The organism is Chlorogloeopsis sp. ULAP01, from assembly GCF_030381805.1.
In the GTDB taxonomy this organism is placed as follows: Bacteria; Cyanobacteriota; Cyanobacteriia; order Cyanobacteriales; family Nostocaceae; genus Chlorogloeopsis.
Map to the genome: position 1 here is coordinate 137,108 of NZ_JAUDRH010000014.1, position 21,511 is coordinate 158,618.

Sequence of the window (21,511 nt, forward strand, 5' to 3'; positions counted from 1 at the left end):
TAACAGAACGATCGCCATATTTTAAATTTTAATGTTGCCGATAGTTATGTTTATGCTAAAAGCACATGATAATTTTCCTATTTTTACATGAATCACTATAGTAGTGTCAGCACTGTAATCGGAAACATTATTGATAAAATTTACTTTCTTGCTTATATATGAAACTCTACTACATTACCTTGAATAATTCAGATGAAGTGCGTCAAATTGGACGTGCTTTGTTAGAGCAAAAACTAGCCGTTTGTGTTAATTGGTTTCCGATTACCTGCGCTTACATTTGGCAAGGAGAAATTAAAGAAGAACCAGAGGTGGTGTTAATTGTGAAAACTCAGTCAGGGTATCGGGATGAGATTGAAAAGGTAATTAACCAGTACATTAGCTACACTAACTTTGTTGCAGAAATTTCACCTACAGAAATTAATCACAACTTTTTGGAATGGCTGAATGCTGAAGTTCCCATACGTCCATTAGCAAGAACATACGTCAAATAGCAGGAACAGATTTTAATTAAAAATAATTTCGATCCGATTTCCAGCAGGATCGCGAAGAAAGAAACGTTCCCGTTCTAGTATAGGTTGTTTATCAGGAATATTTCCACTTGATACTTTTGTAAGTGTTCTTGGAAAGCCTCTAAATCATGTACCGAATAACAAATATGTCGTCTAGATGTTGCGTTATCAGGATTTTTTTCTATACTGACATGAATTTGCATATCTCCTAAAACATACCAAGCCCCTCCATTATCTTTAATTGTTTCAGGCTTATCTATTTCAGTAAGTCCCAAAACTTTGCTATAGAAAAATAGCATTGCATCTTCTGCTTCCGGGGAAGATGTTACTTGAATATGATCAATCCTATTCAACCACATAATTACTATCTCCAGTTTTAATGAGATTTTTGGCACTATTTTCTGTTGTCAAGTCTTTTTCAAAAACAAAGACGGAATGCTATCAATACTGACACGATAAATAATAGGTTCATTCTTGCTATTCATTTAAGTAAATGAGCACTAGATGAGAATATAAATTGCTTTAATAATATAAAAGATAAACTCATATTTTATTTAACTTGTGGGAGCAAGCCCATATCTAAATATATAGGATATAATATATTTTTAATTTTAGGTAGTTTTCTAGCAAAAAAACAAGCTCCTATAAAGCAACAGATACCACCAAATAGTAAAGCATTAGCAACTCCAACTTGACCTGTTAGTCCACCAAAAAATAAATTCCCAAAAGGTAGTATTCCCAAAAAACCTGTTGTAAATATACTTGTAACTCTACCTCTTTTATTTTCATCAACAAGAATTAATTGAATAAAATTACTAATTGCAGCAAGAGTGAGAGTATTAGCCATTCCAACAATAAAAATCAAAACTAGGCAAATTTCTAAACTTGCTGAACGAGAAAAAAGTATTAAACCTAAACCAAGACTCATGGCAGAACGAGCTATTATTTTTCCTAAGCCTGTAGCTTCTTTACGAAGAATTAGATAAAGACCTGCTACTATAGAACCAAGTGCTGAGGCTGTCATGAGAAATCCCATCGTCTCAGCATTACCATTTAATATATTTTTAGCAAAAATGGGTATTAAATTTATATAAGTCATTGCCATAAAGCAAATTACAATTTGCAAAATGAAAACATATTTTATTGGCAAAAAGTTATATGCAAATACAAAACCTTCTTTTAAATTTTTCCAAATATTATCTTTTTTAGTGCGAGACTTATTAGGTAATGAATTAATTTGAGTAGTTAAGATAGCCAAAATAAATGGTATATAGCTGACACTATCTACTAAAAAACACGAAGCAGTTCCAGTTTTAGCAATTAGTAAACCTCCAATCATTGGGCTAACAAACTTAGCCGTATTAATTAAAAATGAATGTATGGAAATGGCACTATAAGTATCTGCTTTGTTATCCACAAGTCGGGGAATAGTGACAAGACGTGCTGGTAAATCAAAAGCTTTGACTGTTCCCTGAAGTATACCGATGATAATAATCCATACAAAGCTGATGTGATTGCTAAGAGTTAGAAAAGTTAGAGTGGAGGATAGTAAAATAGAGACTAGCTGAGTAGTTAGTAAAACATATCGTAGATTCCAGCGATCCAGTAACACACCCACCAAAGGAGTAATAATTAAACCTGTAGCTTGATTAGTAAATCCAGCTACGCCAACTAACATGGCTGAATTAGTTAATTGATATACCATCCATACCAAGGCAATTTGAGTCATCCAAGAGCCAAAAAAAGATACACTTTCTCCTATTACGAAACAACAAACATTTGGGGATTTTAGAGCTGGTGGAATCTGAAAAAAACTAAACAGATGCTTGTCTTTTGCAGAACCTTGTTTATTACTTTGTTGCATTTGTACTTTCGGGAAATTATAAATTTTACTTATTTAATTACACTAAAACTTAGGTTTACATATATTTAGATATACTAAATATATAGCAATGAGAATGTCAAGATAATCAAATATCTAAAATACGGTTAATCGGTAGATATACTGTAGTATAATTTAAGGAATATCCTAAAAAATCCCAATTATCACGAATATGACTAACACAGCAACAGATGCAGCAATTCGCACTGCTCATGTCAAAATTCCTAACGGCGATTTGCAAATAGATGCTTATCTAGCAGAACCTATGGCTCAAGGAACTTTTCCAGCAGTAATTGTGATCCAGGAAATTTTTGGAGTGAACATTCACATCCGGGAAGTGACAGAAAGATTAGCTAATGAAGGGTATGTAGCTATAGCACCTGCAATTTTTCAGCGCCTTGCTCCTGGTTTCGAGGCTGGATACACCCCTGAAGATATCCAGATTGGCAGAAAATATAAAGAACAAACCAAAGCAGATGAAATCTTGAGTGATATTCAAGCGACTATTACCTATCTGAAAACTTTGCCAAACGTGAATGGTGATGCGATCGCTTCTATTGGTTTTTGCTTTGGCGGACACGTTGTATACTTGGCTGGAACACTTCCAGAAATTAAGGCTATAGCATCTTTCTATGGTGGTGGTATTGTTAACTCAACTCCTGGTGGTGGTGCGCCCACCATTACCCGTACCCCAGATATCAAGGGTACTGTTTACGCCTTCTTCGGTACTCAAGATGCAGGAATTCCTCAAGAACAAACAGAGCAAATTGAAGCAGAGTTAAAAAAATACCAAATTCCTTACCAAGTCTTCCGCTATCCTGCCGAGCATGGTTTTTTCTGCAATCATCGTGGTAGTTACAATCCAGAAGCTGCTGCTGACGCTTGGAGCAAAGTAAAGGAATTATTTAACAACCAGCTTCAGACAGTCTAAATCTTTTGCATATAGTGTAATACGGTTCAGTTAATGATCGCCTACACTTTTAAGGTGCGGTTATACAGATAAAGCCTGCAAATGCAGACTTGGTTCCAATCCCCTCAAGTTTGAGCCTGCAAGCTTCAATGAACTGTATTGGAATGTAGTAATTGTGGGTTTAGTTAGCAATACAACTGTTTTCCTAGTCATTAGTCATTAGCTTGAATATGACTGGTGACTTTTTTGATGTTACTAAAACTAGACAAAAATATTGTCAGAAGAATAGCTTCTAAATATCTCTGAATCTAAAGTTTATGTAATTTTATAACAACTCTTGCTTTTGAAATATATTTGTGTAAGATTCTATCTTAGCATCAAATACGGTAAACTAATCGATTTAAAGTACTTTATTCTCTAAGCATAAGCAGATCGCTCTCAACTTTGAACTGCATATGCCAGGTTAGGAGTATTTTAAGGAAGCTTTCTAAAAGGTGTTTCAAGTAGTGCTTCTGAACTTAAATTCTCAGTTCAAGAGTCCTAGTCGGTATATGCATAGATAGTAGTTTACGTGCTTTTTTTTGACTGTTTTCCTTTACTAGCAATACTTTAACGCAGGTATTGGGTAAGTTTCCTAATCTTGGAACTACTCTTGCCGGAGATTGGTTTGCATCTGTGCTGACGGATTAGTTACAGAGAACCTACCCTTTTGTGGTGCAATTCTGATATTTCACTTTCTAATTATGGAGATAATCTCATGCAACCCGATCACAATTCTCATCGAGCTTCTCAAGAAGATACACAAGTACAAAACGAAACAACAAATCTTCAATTTCGTGGTAAAGGAAGGAAGCGTGGCAGATTTTTGTTAGGCAGCGGCGTTACGAGACGCTCATTTCTCGGTCATGCTGGTATCTTTACTGTTACTAGCGTTGTTGCAGGGGTGGTGGGTTCTTCTTTCTCTAAGAAAAAAGGCATTGTCCAGGCACAAGAAATTGCTCAAGCTGGAAATCCTGTTAGACAGTTCAATTATGTTCAGTTTCGCCAGAAATCCTTTCAAGTGCGTCTGGAAGCAGCGCGAGCCAATCAACAGATTGAGATTCCACCACATCCAACTAACGGTGATGAAGAACGCTACTCCAATAAAATCGCCACTGACACTAGGGGACTACCGCACAACCAGCGAGGCGAAGTTGATCTTAAAGCCTATGATTCTTTGATTAGAGCACTGACAACACAGAACCCGGATGACTATGAAAATATTATCCTGGGTGGGGCGAGGAAACTAGTCAACCCTCAAGGCCCATTGGCAATTAGCTTAGAAGGGATCAATGCATCTCAGGTGGGAATTCCACCAGCGCCCACTCTAGATAGCCCAGAACAAGCAGTAGAGGCGGTTGAACTCTACTGGCAGGCTTTATTGAGAGATGTACCTTTTCATAGATTTGAGGACGATCCGAAAGTCTCGGCAGCGATCGCAGAACTAAATAACCTTTCAGCTTTCAAAGGGCCAAAACAGAATGGTAGTGTTACTCCCCAAACCCTATTTCGCGGTAGTGTCATCTATGTTGATGAAAGCGATTCTTCAGGTAGAACAGCAAAACATATTATCCCACCTGGAGTGACAGAAGGGCCTTATATTTCACAGTTTCTGTTACGGGAGATTCCTTACAATACCCAGGTTATTTCACCCCTAATTCGTACTGCTCTTGCTGGTAAGGAAAATGACTTCCTCACTAATTACGAAGAATGGCTAACTGTTCAGAATGGAGGCAGTTCTGGTAAGTCTATTAAATACGATCCAACACGTCGTTTTGTATCCACTGTTCGGGATTTAAGTGAATTAGCACATATCGGTGGGGCTTTGTTCTTTGGAGCCTTCTTGACTCTCAGTGGTGGAATTAGAGCACCCTTAAACCCAGGTAATCCCTATCTCAACTCGAAGACTCAACTAGGTTCTGCTGCTACGTTTGCACCAGCACATTTTCAAGCTTTACTTAACCTAGCTCCTTCACGAGCCATTAGAGTTGGTTACTGGCAAAAGTTTTATGTACATCGGCGTTTACGACCGGAAGCGTATGGTGGGTTAATCTACAATAACCTTGTCAATAAAACTGACTATCCGATTAATTCAGAAGTTCTAAATTCCACAGCTTTAGCTCAAACTTTTAGCACCTTTGGCACCTATCTGTTACCCCATGCCTACCCTGAAGGCGCACCTTTTCATCCTTCCTATGTTGGTGGTGCTGCCTCCATTGCTGGTGTACAAGCTACCCTTTTGAAAGCCTTTTTTGATGAGAACTTTATCATTCCCGATCCTGTAGTACCCGATCCCAACGATCCCACAAAAGTAATTCCCTACAGTGGAGCACCACTTACAGTCGGTGGTGAATTGAACAAGCTGGCAACTAACTATTATATTGGACGCGGTCATGGCGGTATCCATTGGCGTTCGGATGGTGCTGCTGGCTTGGCGTTAGGAGAAGAAGTTGCCATTAGCATCCTCAGAGACGAAAGACTGGGTTACAACGAAAAATTTAATGGCTTCACGTTTACCAAGTTTGATGGCACACAGATAACCGTTTGAAGCTATTAAGTAATATTTGTCAAAACTAAAAATTACAGAAAAGTGCTTGCAATGGGAGTGCTATTTGTGCGAAAGTCTTACTTGCGGCTACTCATTACGGTAACTCGATAGAGTTACCGTATTTTAAAGATAAAAGACAGAAATAAATGTAGCGACGCAATCGTTTGGAAACAGCGATGTTAAAAGACTCTCAAGATCTGGCTGTTAGTACTAACTCATTAGAGGCTCTAAATGCGATTAATGGCTTTTGCGAGCAATTATTGAGCGTTGGCAACAATGCTGAGGTGAGCCTAAAAGCCGTTGAAGCAGATCCAGTCTCTACTCTTGCCAATATTTATGCAGCAGCTTTTTATCTGTTTTCCGGCACTAGCGATACTTTCGCCCAGGCAGTAAATTATCTTAACGCTGCTAAAACACATCTTGCTGACGCCAACGAACGCGAACAACTCTATCTAGCTGCCATTGATGCTTGGATAAAGCGTGATACCCAGAGTGCGATCGCTCATCATGAAGCGATCGCCGAATCTTTTCCTCGTGATTTAATCTCTGTACATATCTGCCAGTACCACTACAGAAATTGCGGTGACAGTGAGGGAATGCTGCGGATTGCAGAAAAAGTTTTACCAGCCAATCGCGATAATCCATATATATACGGAATGCTTGCTTTTGGCTTAGAAGAATGTCATCGCCTATCAGAGGCAGAAGAAGCAGGGCGACGGGCAACCGAAATGAAACGCGATAACCGTTGGGCGCACCACGCCGTAGCTCATGTTTTAGAAACTCAAGGGCGTTTAAAAGACGGAATTGCTTGGATGGAGAGTGTCTGCGACACTTGGGAAAGTAGCAACCCAGCTTTTTACAGCCATCTTTGGTGGCACACCGCTCTGTATCATCTTGATGCTGAGGACATTACTAAAGTATTAGAAATTTATGACACTCACATCTGGGGACGTGCCAGAAAAGATAATGGACGTGAACAAGTTAATGCGATCTCGCTACTGCTGCGCTTGGAATTGAGAGGCGTAGATGTAGGTTCGCGCTGGCAAGAAATAGCCGCTTACCTCCAGCCAAGATTGCATGAACACGTCCTTGGTTTTATGGATTTGCATTATAGCATTATATCTATGCATTAGTACGTGCTGGTAAAGATGATTGGGCAGCACAGATGTTAGAGAGTATGCAAGTATACGCTCGTAAAACACTGTCCTATGTACAAGCAACCTGGTTAGAGGTGATTTTACCTGCTGCTCGTGGGATGATAGCTCATGCTCAGGGGGAATTGCAGATTGCGATCGCTCAATTAGAATTGGTACTGCCAAGTTTACAACAAGCAGGTGGTAGCCATGCCCAAAGAGATTTATTTGAGCAAGCCTATCTTTATGCGTTGATTCGTAGTCAAGAGTATCGCAAAGCACTGGGTATTATTGAAAAGCGTCATGTCAAGCGAAGCAACATCCCAATCATTCAACGGGAATTAGCTTATGTCTATAGAGAACTAGGACGTAGTGTGAGGAAATTTAATAACTTAATTACTTGATGTTAGTACAATTGGCAGAGTCTGATTCTCAAATTTTAGGATGTTTCCCTGTTATGTCCCAGTTACGTCTGCATCTTCAAAAGACTGAATTCGTGGAACAAGTTCGGCATCAGATGAAAGAAGGATATAAACTTGCCTTCTTGCAAATACAAGAGCAAGTTTTAGCAGTGGCGGGATTTCGTGTTTCTACTTGTTTGGCATCAGGAAAATTTTTGTACATTGATGACTTGGTTGTTGATGAGTTGAATCAGTCACAGGGTTATGGTCAAAATTTATTCCAGTGGTTAATAGAATATGCTCAAAATCATCAGTGTCAACATTTGAGTCTTGATTCCGGAGTACAGCGATTTACAGATCATAGATTTTATCTGATGCAGCGTATGAATATTACAAGTCATCACTTTTCAATAGAATTATCGTAAATAATTTATAGGCTTGGCAGTTTTTTAAATAACTATAGATTGCACTGGAAAAAGAGTAATTATGTTCACCTACTAATCATAACAAGTATTATTAACCACCTTAGAAATTAGCTCAGGTTAACCACATGAAATATATCAACCTTGGCAAAACCGGACTAAAATTATCACGCCTTGCTCTAGGCACAATGACTTATGGCTCTCGTCGGTGGCGAGAATGGGTACTAGAAGAACAAGAGAGCCGCCCGTTTATCAAACTTGCTTTAGAGTTGGGGATTAACTTCTTTGACACAGCTGATGTTTATTCCTTGGGTGTCAGCGAAGAAATCCTGGGGCGAGCGCTCAAAGATTTTGCAAAAAGAGATCAAGTAATTATAGCGACTAAAGTCTTTAATAAAGTCGGTGATGGCCCCAACGATCGGGGATTATCTCGCAAACATATTTTTGATAGCATTGATGCTTCCCTGCAACGACTCCAGACAGATTACGTAGACTTGTACCAAATTCACCGCTGGGACTACGAAACACCTGTAGAGGAAACTCTAGAAGCACTACATGATTTAGTTAAATTGGGTAAGGTGCGTTACATAGGTGCATCGAGTATGTACGCATGGCAGTTTGCCAAAGCTTTGTATACAGCCGATAAACACGGTTGGACTCGCTTTGTATCTATGCAAAATCACTACAACCTAGTTTATAGAGAAGAAGAACGAGAAGTTATACCCTTGTCGCTGGCTGAAGGAGTTGGGATCATTCCTTGGAGTCCCCTAGCGCGGGGCTTATTAGCAGGAACTCGGCAAAAGCAAGGCTACGGTGAAACCTTACGAGCAAAAACCGATGAATTTGCCCATGAACTCTACTACGATGATTCCGATTTTCAAATAGTCGATCGCGTAGTCGAGTTAGCGCAAAAACGCGGCGTTAAACCAGCGCAAATTGCCCTAGCTTGGTTGTTGCATCAACCGGGAGTGACTGCACCTATCATTGGTGCCAGTAAGATAGAACATCTCAAAGAAGCAGTTGAAGCTGTGGATTTGGTGCTTGCGGAGGAAGAACGCAAGTTGCTTGAGGAACCATACAAACCTCATCCCATCTTAGGGCATCGCTAAAAAATTAGTGTAATCACAAAATATTTTTAGGTTAGAGTGCCAATGACAATCGAGCTTAATTACCAATTCTGCTCCACAACCCTAAATGATGAGCGATCGCATTTACAGCCAATTGAGTCTGCTGTCAAAACACTACTGCTAGACGTGGGAGAAGATCCCAATCGTGAGGGACTCTTGAAAACACCCAAGCGAGTAGCAGAGGCAATGCGATTTCTCACCAGTGGCTATCACCAATCTCTAGAAGAATTGATTAACGGTGCCATTTTTGACGAAGGTCATAACGAGATGGTACTAGTACGAGATATTGATGTTTTTAGCCTCTGCGAACACCATATGTTGCCGTTCATGGGTAAAGCTCATGTTGCTTATATCCCCAATCAAAAAGTCGTGGGATTAAGCAAACTTGCCCGGATCGTCGAAATGTATTCCCGTCGCTTGCAAGTGCAGGAGAGATTAACCAAACAAGTAGCCGAAGCTATTCAGACGATTCTCGAACCACAGGGTGTTGCAGTTGTGATTGAAGCTACTCATATGTGTATGGTGATGCGGGGAGTACAGAAGCCTGGTTCTTGGACTGTTACTAGTGCAATGGTAGGTGTATTTCAAGAGCAAAAAACTCGTGAAGAATTTTTCAACTTAATTAGTCATCAAGCAAAGTTGTTTTAGGTAGAAGATAGCAGCTTTTATATAGGCAAATCATGCGATCGCGCTATCTAAGCTCCAATATATTTGACTAACATTCATTAAGAATGTTTTCATCATGCTTAAGAAATATCCGTGAAATTGTATAAGCTTGCTTTTTACAAAAAACTATGAGATATTTTCTTTTAGGAACAAATACGGTTTGCCTACCAACTTACCGTATTTTAGCAATAGAGAAAATTTAGTCGAAGCAAAGCTCTTAAGAATGTAGCTCTAGTTGAAAACAAAACTTGACTACATAGCTTAAGCAATTGCAACTATCAAAGCTTATTAAATTTTCTCCTACGCTCATTACAAAATTTTACAAAATGACCATGAGTAGTAATTCCATCACGACTCATTTAAGATTGTTTGACTCAGGCGGTTGGGTATTGCCTTGGCAAGTTGCACACCAGGAAGGTTTCTTTGCTGAGGAAGGTATTAGTGTTGAGTTCACAGAAGGAGAACGCACGGAAGAAGCCCTGCGTCAATCCACTGCGGATCTAACTAAGAGCTACAAAGAAACTAATCTATGTGCTGGTAATATTGATGTTTATTCAGCCTGTGAGTGGGGCATTATTAAGCGTGTAGTAGAACTCCAGTCTGGAAAAATTATCGGTAATCGGCGCACGGTTGGCATGGTTCACACCATCTACGTGCGAGAAAACTCTGGATTGAACACACCAAAAGATTTGGCTGGAGTACCAATTGCTGTTAACTTCAACTCAGGCTCCTACTTTGCAGCATATGAAGCTTTGGAAAATCACGGTATACCCCGCAATCAAATCAAGCTGATTCACTTTGGTGCACCCATCAAGCGGGCGGAAGCATTATTTACTGCTCAGGTAGAAGCTAGTTCCTTGATGGAACCTTACAGCACATTGGCACAAGTCAAGGGATTCCGTCCTCTTCTAGAATACCCTGGTCGTGGTGGCTGGGTTGGAAGGGAAAAGCTGGATAAACCAACATTAGAAGCTTTTTACCGGGCAGTCGCCAAAGCTGTAGATAAAATTAACCAACAACCAGAAAAATATAAAGAACAACTTGTTAATATCCTAGTTAAGGATGGCATTGATGCACAGACTATAGACAAAGTCCGGGCAGCAATTAAAGTGCCACGTTATCTACCACCAGAGCCTCTGAGTCGAGAAGGATTTGACAGTACCTATCGCTGGATGGTAGAGCGAGAACTAATTGCTCCAAACGCGACTTATGAGCAAGTGGTTGATACGCAACTTGTTTCTGCCTGAACCATCTGAAGTTAGGTTACAAACTAAGTTTGCTTTCATAAATTGGCAGCTTTCGTGCAACTAAACCTTGTGTCTCCTCTGAAGTTGGGAGGGATGTCTTAAGCGCATCTCTCCCGCCTTTTCTCTAGATATTTCTTTCCGCCCACTGCACTAGTTCAATATTTTCCTAAAGGATAGTTGCAATGGTAAAACGCCGACGTTTTTTAAAAAATTTTTCTTTGGGAACTGTGACTGCTTTGACACTCATCGCTTGTCAGGATTCCAACTCAACTGGAAAGTTAGAGAACCAGGATAGTAATGCCTCCACTACTACTTCTAGTAAAAATCCTGCCGTCAAAAGCCAAACTACTGTTAAGTTAGGGGCAGTTACCGGGATCAATTCTATCGATGTTTGGATTCCCTATGATCTGGGCTACTTCAAAGCAGCTGGATTAGAAGCAGAAATTATCCAGTTTAAGAGTGCCACAAAGATGCGGGATGCTTTAGTAGCAGGAGAAATTGATTTTAGTGCTCAGGCTCCACTGCACGTCTATCTTTCTCGTCTCAAAGGCATACCTCTAAAAGTTGTTGCTAATCGTCGAAATATTGTTGATGCAGCGCTAATTGTTCGCAAAGATTTAGAAGCCTCTACTAGACAAGTCTTGGATCTCAAAGGTAAAAGCATTTCTGTGGGAGCAATTGGCAGTTGGAGTTGGGCATTGACTCAAAAGTACCTGCAACATCACGGACTCGATCCAAGTAAGGATGTCAAATATGTTGCCAGTGAGTCTAGTACAAATTATGCCTTAGTTAAGAGTGGTCAAGTTGATGCAGCAGTAACTCCACCACCAGATTTGACACGCTTGATCCAAGAGCAGGCAGGCTTTACCTTAGTAGATCCTACAGAGCCATCTGTACACCAAGAATATTTTGGAGCTTTGGAGGCAATGACTAGGGCATGGCTTGCCCATGAGCGTATTTTGAAAGAGAAACCAGATGCGATCGCCAAATTGGTTGAGGCTGTCAACCAGACGATGCAATATTTACATACTCACAGTCCAGAAGAAGTAGCCGAGACTGTTGCCAAGCGCTACGAAGGAACTCCTATCCCCGTGCTGACTGAGAGTATTAAAAGAGATATCAAAAGAGCCATTCCTGATAACGCTTCTATTAGTAAAAATGCTTATTTAGCTGACCAGAAAGTATTTATAGACACTAAGATTGTCACGAAGTTAGTGCCGTATGAAGAGGGTGTATACGATGCCGCAGCTGGAAATCGGGCTTAATCGTGAGTCGAATTCACCTAGTCCTTACGCTTTGGAAGCACAGCACGTTTCTATTACCTATTGGAGTAAACATAAACGAGTTGAAGCTCTCAAAGATATTAGCTTTGCCGTAAAACCAGGAGAATTCTTGAGTTTGATCGGCCCTAGTGGGTGTGGTAAAAGTACTTTATTGAACGCACTGGCAGGTATTAGCAGAGCAGGGGTAGAACTCGATGGAGAAATTAGACGTCCCCGCCATCAAGTACTCGGCTATTTGTTCCAAAAGCAAACCTTACTGCCGTGGCGTACAGTTTTGGAGAACGTGGTTGCACCTCTAGAAATTCGTGGTGTGCCTAAAATAGAACGGCGAAATAAAGGTTTGGAATTATTAGCAAAGTATGGGCTGCAAGGCTTTGAACACAGCTACCCCAGTGAACTTTCAGGCGGAATGCAACAACGAGTTTTGCTCATTAGGACATTAATTTATCAGCCAGATGTGGTGTTACTTGACGAACCACTTAGTAGCTTAGACGCTCAAACCCGCGTACTCTTGCAAGATGAGTTTCTGCGCATCTGGCGGGATACGGGATGTACTTTTATATTAGTTACTCATGATTTAGAAGAAGCTATTGTCCTTTCCCAAAGGGTTTTTTTGTTGGGGGCGCGTCCGGGTAGATTAGTGCGAGAATTTTCAATACCACTGCCAAGCGATCGCTCCGCTTTGACAATCCGCACCAATCCCAAGTTTCAAAATCTCCAAAGAGAAATATGGCAGGATTTATTCCAATCCCTAGTCGGGATTTATGCACAATAGCTTTCTTACTATAGACAAAATAACAGATTCGCTAGAGCAAGGTGGATTCAACTGGAATTGAAACCGCCATAACTGGGAGGGTATCAGTGAGCAACAAACTCCTTATTGAACAGGCTACTCAAAGGCAGAAAATTTTTAGACAACCTAGTATTCAAGGACTGGCAAAATTTTCTAGATTGGGACTTCAGATACTACCATTGCTCATAGTTCTGTTTGTCTGGGAACTTGCTAGCGGTAGTTGGAGCGATCACTTTAAGTTTCTAGAAGCTGCTGTTTTAGGTAAGCCAAGTGGAATTGCTAGTGAACTGATTCAACTGGTAGCCAGTGGCGATATTTTGATTCATGTGTGGGTGACATTTCAAGAAGCACTGGGAGGATTAGCAGTCGCGATCGTTGCTGGAGTGAGCCTGGGGATTATACTATCCTACTCTCGCCAAAGTGCTTTATTAACGTTACCCTACATTCAAATCTTAAATTCTATTCCCCGAATAGCTTTAGCTCCCTTCTTTATTGTCTGGTTTGGTATCGGTTTAACCTCAAAAGTAATTTTGGCAGCCTTAACCGCCTTTTTTCCTATCTTTTTTACCACCTACCAGGGACTAAGTAGTATTGAGCAGGAATTAGTAGATGCATTTCAAGTTATGGGAGCAAGTCGGCTACAAATTCTGCGGATGGTGATACTCCCAGCAGTGATGACTTGGGTAATTGCCGGAATTCGCACTAGTTTGGGCATGGCATTGGTGGGAGCAATTGTGGCTGAATACGTTGGCTCTACTAAAGGGTTGGGATTTTTATTGATGGCAGCTCAAGGTGTATTGAATGTTGATCGGGCATGGGCGGTTTTGGTTGTTCTAGCAGTGATAGGAGTTTTCTTGGATTGGTCGATTCGTCGGCTGGAAGCCCACATTTTACGTTGGCGAACAACCGCGAGGGAGCTATAAAATCATAGGTAGGAATCTGAAGGCTTAATGATTAAGGCAATTCTTTTTGACCTGGATGGAACTCTACTTGATCGAGAGACTTCACTCAAGCAATTTATTTCTACTCAATATGATCGCTTTGACTTTGCACTGCATGGCATTCCTAAAGACAATTATATTTCTAGATTCATTGAGTTAGATTATCGGGGTTATGTTTGGAAAGATAAAGTTTATCAAAGTTTGGTATCTGAGTTTTCCATTGAAAAACTAAGTTGGCAAGACTTACTACGAGATTACGAACATCAATTTATTTTTTATTGTGTTCCTTTTCCTCACTTGCAAACCACTCTAGAAACTCTGAAGCAAGCAGGATATTTATTAGGAATTATTACAAATGGTCGTGAAAAGTTTCAGCAAAACTCAATACAAGGATTAGGAATTGAAAATTATTTTGAGGCTATCTTAATTTCTGAGAGTGAGGGAGTTAGAAAACCAGAGGCAGAGATTTTTTCTAGAGCATTACGGAAATTAGGAGTAAAAGCAGAACAGAGTGTATTTGTTGGAGATCATCCAAAAGTTGATGTGTTAGGAGCTAAAAATATTGGCATGAAAACAGTTTGGAAACGCGATAGTTACTGGGGATATTCAGCTGAAGCTGATGAAATTATTGAGGATTTATCCATGCTCCCTGCCATCATCCAAAGCTATACCAAGCAAAGGTAGTATTTAATGCAGCAGCAATTTGTGTAAAAACTTGACTGGCTGGTGAGGTGCGATCGCTCATTACAATCGGACTTCCGACATCGCCACCTTGACAAATACGAGCATCAATAGGAATTTGTCCCAGCAGAGGCGCTTGTAATTCTGCTGCAAGTTGCTCACCGCCACCACTACCAAAAATTGGTGTGCGTGAACCATAATCTCCACAGATTAAATAGCTCATATTTTCAATGATGCCAAGCACAGGAACACCACCTTGGCGAAACATATGGATATTACGTCGTACATCTGCGATCGCCACCTGTTGGGGAGTTGTTACCAAAATTACTCCACAAATTGGGCTTTCTTGAATAATCGTGATTTGAGCATCTCCTGTTCCTGGCGGTAAATCAATCAATAAATAATCCAATTCGCCCCATTCCACATCTTGCAGAAATTGAGTGATAATTTTGTGTAACACTGGGCCTCGCCATGCCAAAGGACGATCTGCTTCTGCTAGTAAACCTACTGACATCACTTTTATTCCTTGGGCTTCTAGGGGCAAAAACTTATCACCTGCGGGAGTATGAATCACTTGAATATCTGCTTGTCCTAATCCCAACATTTGGGGTACATTTGGACCGTAGACATCAGCATCCAGCAAACCGACTTTTGCACCTTGCAATCTCAAGGCTGCCGCTATATTCACGGTTGTGGTGGATTTTCCCACACCACCTTTACCACTAGAAACTGCTAGGGTTGTTTTAATGCCAGGAATTGTACAGAGTTGAATGTAAGTTTTTTTGCACCACGCTAAAGAGGATAATGCAGATTCTATTTCTGCCTGTAATTGGTGCTGATGGGAACCAATATAGAAACGCAGGTAAACATAGTCATTAACTATACGTAAATTTCGTACCATTCCTAAGCTAATGATGTCATTTTTGAGGGTAGGTTCGATGATTTGTTTGAGAATTTGGACGACTTCTTGCTGACGTGAATTGAGCTGCACCTTATCTTCTGGGTGCTGAAAGGGAGATTGATGGCTAGACATTCAGAACTCCACAAAAATATTCTTGCTAAATCTCGCACCTGTTCAATCGATGAGTGCGTCATAATTCTTTTTATAAGAGCGTTGACTGCGCACAACGAGGAGGACAATAGCATGAAAATCTCGCCAGTTGTAGCTCAAGAGTTTTCGTCGGTTCCAATCATTGATATCAGTGCTTTGGTTTCTGGAACTGATGAATGCCATACTGTCGCTTCCCAAATTCGGAAAGCGTGTCGTGAGTGCGGGTTTTTCTATATCGTTGGACATGGCGTAGATGAAAATTTACAACAACGTTTAGAACAACTCAGCCGACAGTTTTTTGCCCAAGATTTGGAAACTAAACTCAAAATCCGCATGGCTTTGGGTGGTAAAGCATGGCGGGGGTATTTCCCAGTGGGAGATGAACTGACTTCCGGTAAACCCGATCGCAAGGAAGGAATTTACTTTGGTGCGGAATTGGGAGAGGAACACCCCTTGGTGCAGGCTCATACTCCGTTGCATGGTTCCAACCTTTTCCCTGCCAATATTCCCATGTTTCGCGAGACAGTGCTTGCGTATATGCAGGCAATGACACAACTTGGACATATACTCATGGCTGGTATTGCTCTCAGTTTGGGATTGGAAGAATCTTACTTTGCCGCTCGCTACACAGCAGACCCATTAATATTATTCCGTATTTTTAACTATCCTGCCTATTCATCGCCATCGGATGCTGAAGATAGGTGGGGAGTGGGCGAACACACCGACTATGGAATATTGACTATTCTCAAGCAAGATGATTCAGGTGGGTTGCAAGTAAAATCAAAGTCTGGTTGGATTGCTGCACCTCCCATTCCTGGTTCCTTTGTATGTAATATCGGCGATATGCTAGATAAAATGACTGGAGGTTTGTATCGTTCTACACCTCATCGGGTTCAGAACTTGTCGAGACGCGTAGACGCGAAGCGGCTTGTCCCCAGACATCGCCTTTCATTTCCCTTCTTTTTCGATCCTAATTTCAATGTTGAAGTAAAACCGATTGAATTAGGTGGCGTGATAAATGACGATCGCAAAGAACGCTGGGATGGCGCTAGCGTTCATGATTTTCGCGGGACGTATGGGGATTATGTGTTAAATAAGGTGTCGAAGGTTTTTCCAGAGTTACGGCGTGTGGTTTTGTAGGGATTTTGCAGATACTGTTATTCTAATGCTGAATACGATAAAGATAAGTGGAAAAATGGCCCTTACTATTAATCCAGAAATTTATGCCAATTTGTTGGTTAAATATCAATTTTTCTTAATTTAGTAACCAACTGAATAAATCTTCTACCGTCAGACTAAAATCTTTGGCAAACTCCGGCACTGGTAATTGTGCTTTCGGTTTATCGTAAACACTAGTAGGTCGATCCGACAAATATGCAAACACAGATTGTTCCTTCGGATCTATCAACCATCCCATCTGAGTTCCGTACTCCAAGCAGTACAGAATGTTTTTGGTGACTTTTGTCTGATTTTGATCGGGTGAAAGAATTTCGATTGTCCAATCTGGCGCAATGGGAAAATTGTTGGCAACTTCTCCATTTTCCTTACGTGGAATTCTATCCCACGTAAACACAGAAATATCGGGTACAATTGAGCGAAGACCAAAAGTACAGCGAAGTTCCGAAAAAGCTCGTGCAATCTTTTTGGTTTTTAGGATTGAGTTGATAGCAGGAGCTAACTCAGTTTGAATTGCACTGTGTTCTCCTTGCGGCATCGGTTTTTGGATGATACGCCCATCAATATATTCGCTGGCAGGCTTAGTTTCTGACAACTGCAAAAATTCTTCTAGTGTAAGAAATTGAGCAGGTGTTTGTACCATTTAAGTTTTCCTTAAGGATTTTGGTTGCACGGCTTCTTTTATTGTAATTATTCTATGGGATGCCCTAAATTACCAAGTGCGATCGCTCTTGTTTAGATCCTCTCCAAAATTTCTCTTATGCAAGCATCCTCTTGGGGCGATCACTACAATCAAACGATTGTGAACTTGATGCCAAAGTTCAGGCTGTTCCAAGTACGGGTTCATTCCAAGAAATGGATTTTCCATTACGTTTTCCCCTAATCATTTACTTCTCCCTTGAGACTATTTTATCTATTTGAATCTTCTGAATAGCCCGTTGCGCTTGGATAGACACTTCTTTATCAGGATCGTCTAAGGCTTGTTGCAGGGGGTTAATCGCATCGTGATGCCCTAAATTACCAAGTGCGATCGCAGCTTCTTTGCGGACATCTGCATATTCATCCGTTAATGCTTGAATTAATCTCGGCATCACTTGAGTATCTGGAATTTTTTGCAAAGCCTGTGCTGCTGATTTCCTGACTTGCCAATGTTTATCACTTAACGCTATCTCTAATGCTGAAATTACTTGATAATTTTCATGAATAGCCAGAGATATTGCTGCATTACGACGAACTTGCCAGTCGCTATCATTTGTAAGTGCTTGAGCAAGTTTTGTAATTACCTCTGTATCTTTTAAGTGTCCTAAAGTTAAAGCAGCAGCACGACGAACAATTACTTCTTGATCTAAGATTAAATTTAAAGCTTGGGGACATTTTTCTAGTTGATTGATATATCGCAGTGTAGTAACGGCTGCTTCTCTTAATTGAGGATTTTCTGATTCTAAAAATGGTAAAATATACGGTAAATATTGAATATCATGAATCTTCCGTAAAAGCACTAAAATATTTAATTGAAGATTGATATTATTACTTTGTAATTTATCTAATAAAATTAATAACTCATTTTGTGTAATTAACTCATTTAAAGCTGATACTGCTTCATTACGAATATCTGTATCTGCTGAACTCAGGCATTCAATTAAAGCAGGTATCGCTAAAGGATTGGCAATTTCCCAAAGAGCAGATATTGCTATTTTTTGCACAGCAATATGCTCATCCTTCAAAGCAAGTATTAATGCGTCTATGGTTTCCTCATCACCTAGATGTTGTAAAGCTTTAACAGCCACTAGACGGTCATTTACATCAGGCGATCGTAACAATTCTAGCCACTGGTTTAATTCAGAATCAGTATCAATATTCATTATTTTTTATTTATATTCTTCGTTTGTTAATAACCACATAAACAAAAAGCCAATTAGTAAAATCAACAAAGATATAATTTCATGAATCATTTATCATTGCTAAAATTAGCGTAACAAGAATGGAATCTGGACAGTAATCGCATTGGTAGGGCATTCTTTTTCACAAGGTAGACAAAACCAACATTCATCATATTTCATATAAGCTTTGCCTGTCTCTGGATTTTTTGCTAGTACATCAAGGGGACAAACTTCAATACAGGCTGTGCATTTTTCTAAACATTTTGATTCATCAACGATGACAGGAGCATCTACTCTTTGATTGATTAAAGCCATGAATCTACTCCATGAAGTTGCAATTAAACTATTAAACAGTACAATAAATGTGGTAAATCTGCGTGGATAATCTCACCCTCGTATTGAAATCCTAACTTCTCCATCACCCTTTGTGAGGCTTTGTTAGTTATAAGAGTAAAGCAAACAATCTCCCGTATATTCAGCAGTTCAAAGCCAATTTTCAAGATTTTTTCGCCCATTTCGGTAGCTAATCCTTTTCCCCAAAATTTAGCTATTAAAGCATAAGCTAATTCTACTTCATCCTTGCCTGTTACATGAGTATTGCGTAGACCAGCGCGACCAACGAACTGATTATTAACTTTATCCCGGAACACCCATAGTCCGAATCCATAAAGCTGCCAATGATTCAAGTTATTTAGTATAAAAAGCCGTGTTTCTTCATCAGAACGAACACCGCCTAAAGTTGCCATAACTTGTTTATTTTGGTGCATACGATGAAGTTCATTCAAATGTTGCAATTGTAGAGGTACAGCTACCAGACGATGAGTAGTAAATGTTTCTATTAACTGCATATACTTTTACTACAGTAATTTTTTATGAAAAGCCAAAGACTGTTTTATATTGGTATAGCCAATTTTTTCGTAAAATAAATGTGCCTCTTTGCGTCTAAGACTAGAACGTAACATAACACCTTCACATCCAGATAGAGATGCCCACTGTTCAATTTGCTGCATTAAAAGACGTCCAATTCCATTATGACGATAATCTTTATCTACTACTAATCCCAAAAGAATCGCTTGAGTTGAAATAACTAATAAATCACTAATATGAGCGTGCGCCCAACCAATTACACATTCATTTGCCAAAGTTGCAACATATACAATATGAGCATTGTTGTTATGAATTTTAGCAAGTCGCTGCTCTATTTGTTGATTTGTAACATAATATTCAAATTGCTCGCAAAGATTAGCAATTCGTTCTGCATCTTTAATATCAGCTTGTCTAACTTTAATTTGCTCATCTACAGTGACTTTATTTGTCATAACTTCAATTTATAAGGATTTATTTATCCTACGTTGCACAGATAAAACGATAGCCTAAATCAATTTCTGTTAAATTGTGAATATCACCATATATTTTAGTCCATTCTCCACTACTTAAATCTGCTTTTAATAACTGTACTCCTTGCTCTACTAAATCTTGATTTGCTAAAGCAAAAGACGATATTCCAGCACGTACTTCTGGTTGAAGATATAACTCTGGTTTTCTCCAGGCTGCTGCTGCGAATAAATCAGATAAGTCATGTGGTAACAAAAAGGGTATGACTTCAACACACCTTTTAGTATTATTCTGAATAAAATTAATCTGTTCGCTAAGTGGTAAAAATCGTAAAGCATCTTCCCACAAAAATGGGAAATAATCATAAAGCCATATTTTCTGAGCAAATCTAATATCAAAAGTTAGTAAAACTATTGTCCCATCTCTAATAACTCTGTACATTTCTTGAAATGCTTTTTCGAGATGAGTAAAGTGATGAATTGCCAGGATACTGACAACAGCATCAACAGACTTATCTGGTAGAGGTAAATTTTCTGCATAGCCAGTAAACCATTTAACTTGTAGATGCTCTACTGCTTGTTTTTGCATCACTACAGAAGGTTCAACGGCATGAACAAAAAATCCTTGGTTAGCTAGGGCTAGGCTGTAACCACCAGTACCAGCACCAATATCAGCGATAACGCTACCTTTGGGTAAATTTAGTAAATCAATTAATTTATCGATAATACGGACATCAGGAATGCGAGTTTGTGAATATTGTTGACCAATTGAATTATAGATAGGCATTTTTAAAGTATGAAATTTAAATAATTAACTTTGTAAATCATTTCATGATGACAAGGTAGGAAACCAATTTAACCAACCCTCCAATTTTGGACGATACTTGCAAATTCTGTGTAACCAGCTGCTCTTGGATGAGCACCATCATAAGCTTTTGCTTCCTCTACCCAAATCCTTGACTTTCTCAAAGGAGTAAAAATATTGAGATAAGGTATATTCAGTTCGTTACATATCAAAGAAAATTCTTTAGATAAATTCGCTATTCGCTGATTTTTTTGATCCTGTTCACTATCTGTACATGGTAGAGGACTAACCATTAAAACAGGATATAACTGCTTGGCTTCACTTAATATAATACGAGCATTTTGAATTGATTCTGATAATTCAACACGAGTTTTACCATTTTCAATAGTTGTATCATTTACACCAAACGAAAATACAACTCTACTATCATATTGTTTATGTAAACGGTAAGAAGCTTCTCGCAACCAACGCTGTCTTAACTCTGTACTCGTTTCTCGTCTGACTCCTAAATTATAGTAAGTAATATCATAGCCATTTTTATTAGCATTAGCACATATTTTTCCTGTCCATCCCAAGCATTCTGGGTCACCAGTGCCGTTAACAAATGATTCACCAAGAAAGCAAACTCTAATTTGTGATAATTCTGTCATTATAAACAATCCTCAGTATTTAACTTGAGTTAT

Annotated in this window: 23 protein-coding genes and 2 pseudogenes; 14 read left to right on the top strand and 11 right to left on the bottom strand. The window is 39.5% G+C overall.

Features of this window, described 5'->3' with window-relative positions; all coding sequences use genetic code 11:
- Positions 1-158: 158 nt before the first annotated feature.
- Positions 159-491, top strand: a complete 333-nt coding sequence (gene cutA / locus QUB80_RS25335) for a divalent-cation tolerance protein CutA (RefSeq protein WP_289792249.1) — start codon at positions 159-161, stop codon at positions 489-491.
- Between the two features lie 74 nt (positions 492-565).
- Here the strand turns inward: cutA and QUB80_RS25340 are convergent, their stop codons facing one another.
- Positions 566-904 (bottom strand): VOC family protein, encoded by a 339-nt coding sequence (locus QUB80_RS25340; RefSeq protein ID WP_289792250.1) that lies wholly within the window; start codon positions 902-904, stop codon positions 566-568.
- A 155-nt stretch (positions 905-1,059) separates the two neighbouring features.
- Positions 1,060-2,373 carry an MFS transporter gene (locus tag QUB80_RS25345; RefSeq protein WP_289792251.1) on the bottom strand — a complete coding sequence of 438 codons (1,314 nt, stop codon included), beginning with the start codon at positions 2,371-2,373 and terminating at the stop codon, positions 1,060-1,062.
- A 190-nt stretch (positions 2,374-2,563) separates the two neighbouring features.
- Between QUB80_RS25345 and QUB80_RS25350 the strand changes: the two genes are divergently transcribed.
- The 12 genes and pseudogenes from QUB80_RS25350 (at position 2,564) to QUB80_RS25400 (ending at position 14,585) form a co-directional block, all read left to right on the top strand.
- Positions 2,564-3,322 (top strand): dienelactone hydrolase family protein, encoded by a 759-nt coding sequence (locus QUB80_RS25350; protein WP_289792252.1) that lies wholly within the window; start codon positions 2,564-2,566, stop codon positions 3,320-3,322.
- Positions 3,323-4,058: 736 nt separating this feature from the next.
- Entirely contained in the window at positions 4,059-5,888 is a 1,830-nt protein-coding gene (locus tag QUB80_RS25355; RefSeq protein WP_289792253.1) for a vanadium-dependent haloperoxidase, read from the top strand.
- A gap of 176 nt (positions 5,889-6,064) precedes the next feature.
- On the top strand, positions 6,065-7,021 hold the full coding sequence (locus tag QUB80_RS25360; protein ID WP_336622345.1) for a tetratricopeptide repeat protein: 957 nt from the start codon (positions 6,065-6,067) through the stop codon (positions 7,019-7,021).
- Between the two features lie 32 nt (positions 7,022-7,053).
- Entirely contained in the window at positions 7,054-7,425 is a 372-nt protein-coding gene (locus tag QUB80_RS34945) for a hypothetical protein (protein ID WP_336622346.1), read from the top strand.
- Positions 7,426-7,478: 53 nt separating this feature from the next.
- Entirely contained in the window at positions 7,479-7,847 is a 369-nt protein-coding gene (locus QUB80_RS25365; RefSeq protein WP_289792254.1) for a GNAT family N-acetyltransferase, read from the top strand.
- Between the two features lie 125 nt (positions 7,848-7,972).
- On the top strand, positions 7,973-8,953 hold the full coding sequence (locus tag QUB80_RS25370; protein WP_289792255.1) for an aldo/keto reductase: 981 nt from the start codon (positions 7,973-7,975) through the stop codon (positions 8,951-8,953).
- 117 nt (positions 8,954-9,070) lie between these two features.
- A pseudogene (gene folE / locus QUB80_RS25375) lies at positions 9,071-9,619 on the top strand (GTP cyclohydrolase I FolE); the annotation flags it as partial.
- A gap of 350 nt (positions 9,620-9,969) precedes the next feature.
- The gene (locus QUB80_RS25380) at positions 9,970-10,884 is read left to right on the top strand and encodes an ABC transporter substrate-binding protein (RefSeq protein ID WP_289792256.1); all 915 of its coding nucleotides are present in this window, start codon (positions 9,970-9,972) and stop codon (positions 10,882-10,884) included.
- 182 nt (positions 10,885-11,066) lie between these two features.
- Positions 11,067-12,149 (top strand): ABC transporter substrate-binding protein, encoded by a 1,083-nt coding sequence (locus QUB80_RS25385; RefSeq protein WP_289792257.1) that lies wholly within the window; start codon positions 11,067-11,069, stop codon positions 12,147-12,149.
- Complete coding sequence (locus QUB80_RS25390) at positions 12,124-12,942, top strand: ABC transporter ATP-binding protein (protein WP_289792258.1); 819 nt, start codon at positions 12,124-12,126, stop codon at positions 12,940-12,942. The genes QUB80_RS25385 and QUB80_RS25390 overlap by 26 nt, the downstream gene beginning before the upstream one ends.
- Positions 12,943-13,028: 86 nt before the next feature.
- Positions 13,029-13,883, top strand: coding sequence for an ABC transporter permease (locus tag QUB80_RS25395; protein WP_289792259.1), 855 nt, complete (start codon positions 13,029-13,031; stop codon positions 13,881-13,883).
- Between the two features lie 27 nt (positions 13,884-13,910).
- The gene (locus tag QUB80_RS25400) at positions 13,911-14,585 is read left to right on the top strand and encodes an HAD family hydrolase (protein ID WP_289792260.1); all 675 of its coding nucleotides are present in this window, start codon (positions 13,911-13,913) and stop codon (positions 14,583-14,585) included.
- Here the strand turns inward: QUB80_RS25400 and QUB80_RS25405 are convergent.
- The gene (locus tag QUB80_RS25405; RefSeq protein ID WP_289792261.1) at positions 14,557-15,615 is read right to left on the bottom strand and encodes an Mrp/NBP35 family ATP-binding protein; all 1,059 of its coding nucleotides are present in this window, start codon (positions 15,613-15,615) and stop codon (positions 14,557-14,559) included. The genes QUB80_RS25400 and QUB80_RS25405 overlap by 29 nt on opposite strands.
- 111 nt (positions 15,616-15,726) lie before the next feature.
- Between QUB80_RS25405 and QUB80_RS25410 the strand changes: the two genes are divergently transcribed.
- Positions 15,727-16,773: an isopenicillin N synthase family dioxygenase gene (locus tag QUB80_RS25410; RefSeq protein WP_289792262.1), complete on the top strand. Its 1,047-nt coding sequence runs from the start codon at positions 15,727-15,729 to the stop codon at positions 16,771-16,773.
- A 115-nt stretch (positions 16,774-16,888) separates the two neighbouring features.
- Here the strand turns inward: QUB80_RS25410 and QUB80_RS25415 are convergent, their stop codons facing one another.
- The 8 genes and pseudogenes from QUB80_RS25415 to QUB80_RS25450 all read right to left on the bottom strand — a co-directional run bounded on the left by QUB80_RS25415 (position 16,889) and on the right by QUB80_RS25450 (position 21,478).
- On the bottom strand, positions 16,889-17,452 hold the full coding sequence (locus QUB80_RS25415; RefSeq protein WP_289792263.1) for a Uma2 family endonuclease: 564 nt from the start codon (positions 17,450-17,452) through the stop codon (positions 16,889-16,891).
- A 69-nt stretch (positions 17,453-17,521) separates the two neighbouring features.
- Positions 17,522-17,677, bottom strand: a complete 156-nt coding sequence (locus QUB80_RS34950) for a DUF4058 family protein (RefSeq protein ID WP_336622348.1) — start codon at positions 17,675-17,677, stop codon at positions 17,522-17,524.
- A gap of 19 nt (positions 17,678-17,696) precedes the next feature.
- Positions 17,697-18,671, bottom strand: a complete 975-nt coding sequence (locus QUB80_RS25425) for a HEAT repeat domain-containing protein (RefSeq protein WP_289792264.1) — start codon at positions 18,669-18,671, stop codon at positions 17,697-17,699.
- Positions 18,672-18,776: 105 nt separating this feature from the next.
- A complete protein-coding gene (locus QUB80_RS25430; RefSeq protein ID WP_289792265.1) occupies positions 18,777-19,004 on the bottom strand; it encodes a 4Fe-4S dicluster domain-containing protein in 228 nt (75 codons plus the stop codon).
- 23 nt (positions 19,005-19,027) lie between these two features.
- Positions 19,028-19,537: a GNAT family N-acetyltransferase gene (locus tag QUB80_RS25435; RefSeq protein ID WP_289792266.1), complete on the bottom strand. Its 510-nt coding sequence runs from the start codon at positions 19,535-19,537 to the stop codon at positions 19,028-19,030.
- 9 nt (positions 19,538-19,546) lie between these two features.
- Positions 19,547-20,008: a GNAT family N-acetyltransferase gene (locus QUB80_RS25440; protein WP_289792267.1), complete on the bottom strand. Its 462-nt coding sequence runs from the start codon at positions 20,006-20,008 to the stop codon at positions 19,547-19,549.
- Positions 20,009-20,036: 28 nt separating this feature from the next.
- Positions 20,037-20,810 (bottom strand): class I SAM-dependent methyltransferase, encoded by a 774-nt coding sequence (locus QUB80_RS25445; protein ID WP_289792268.1) that lies wholly within the window; start codon positions 20,808-20,810, stop codon positions 20,037-20,039.
- A gap of 42 nt (positions 20,811-20,852) precedes the next feature.
- Positions 20,853-21,478: pseudogene (locus QUB80_RS25450) on the bottom strand (GDSL-type esterase/lipase family protein).
- Between the last annotated feature and the right edge of the window lie 33 nt (positions 21,479-21,511).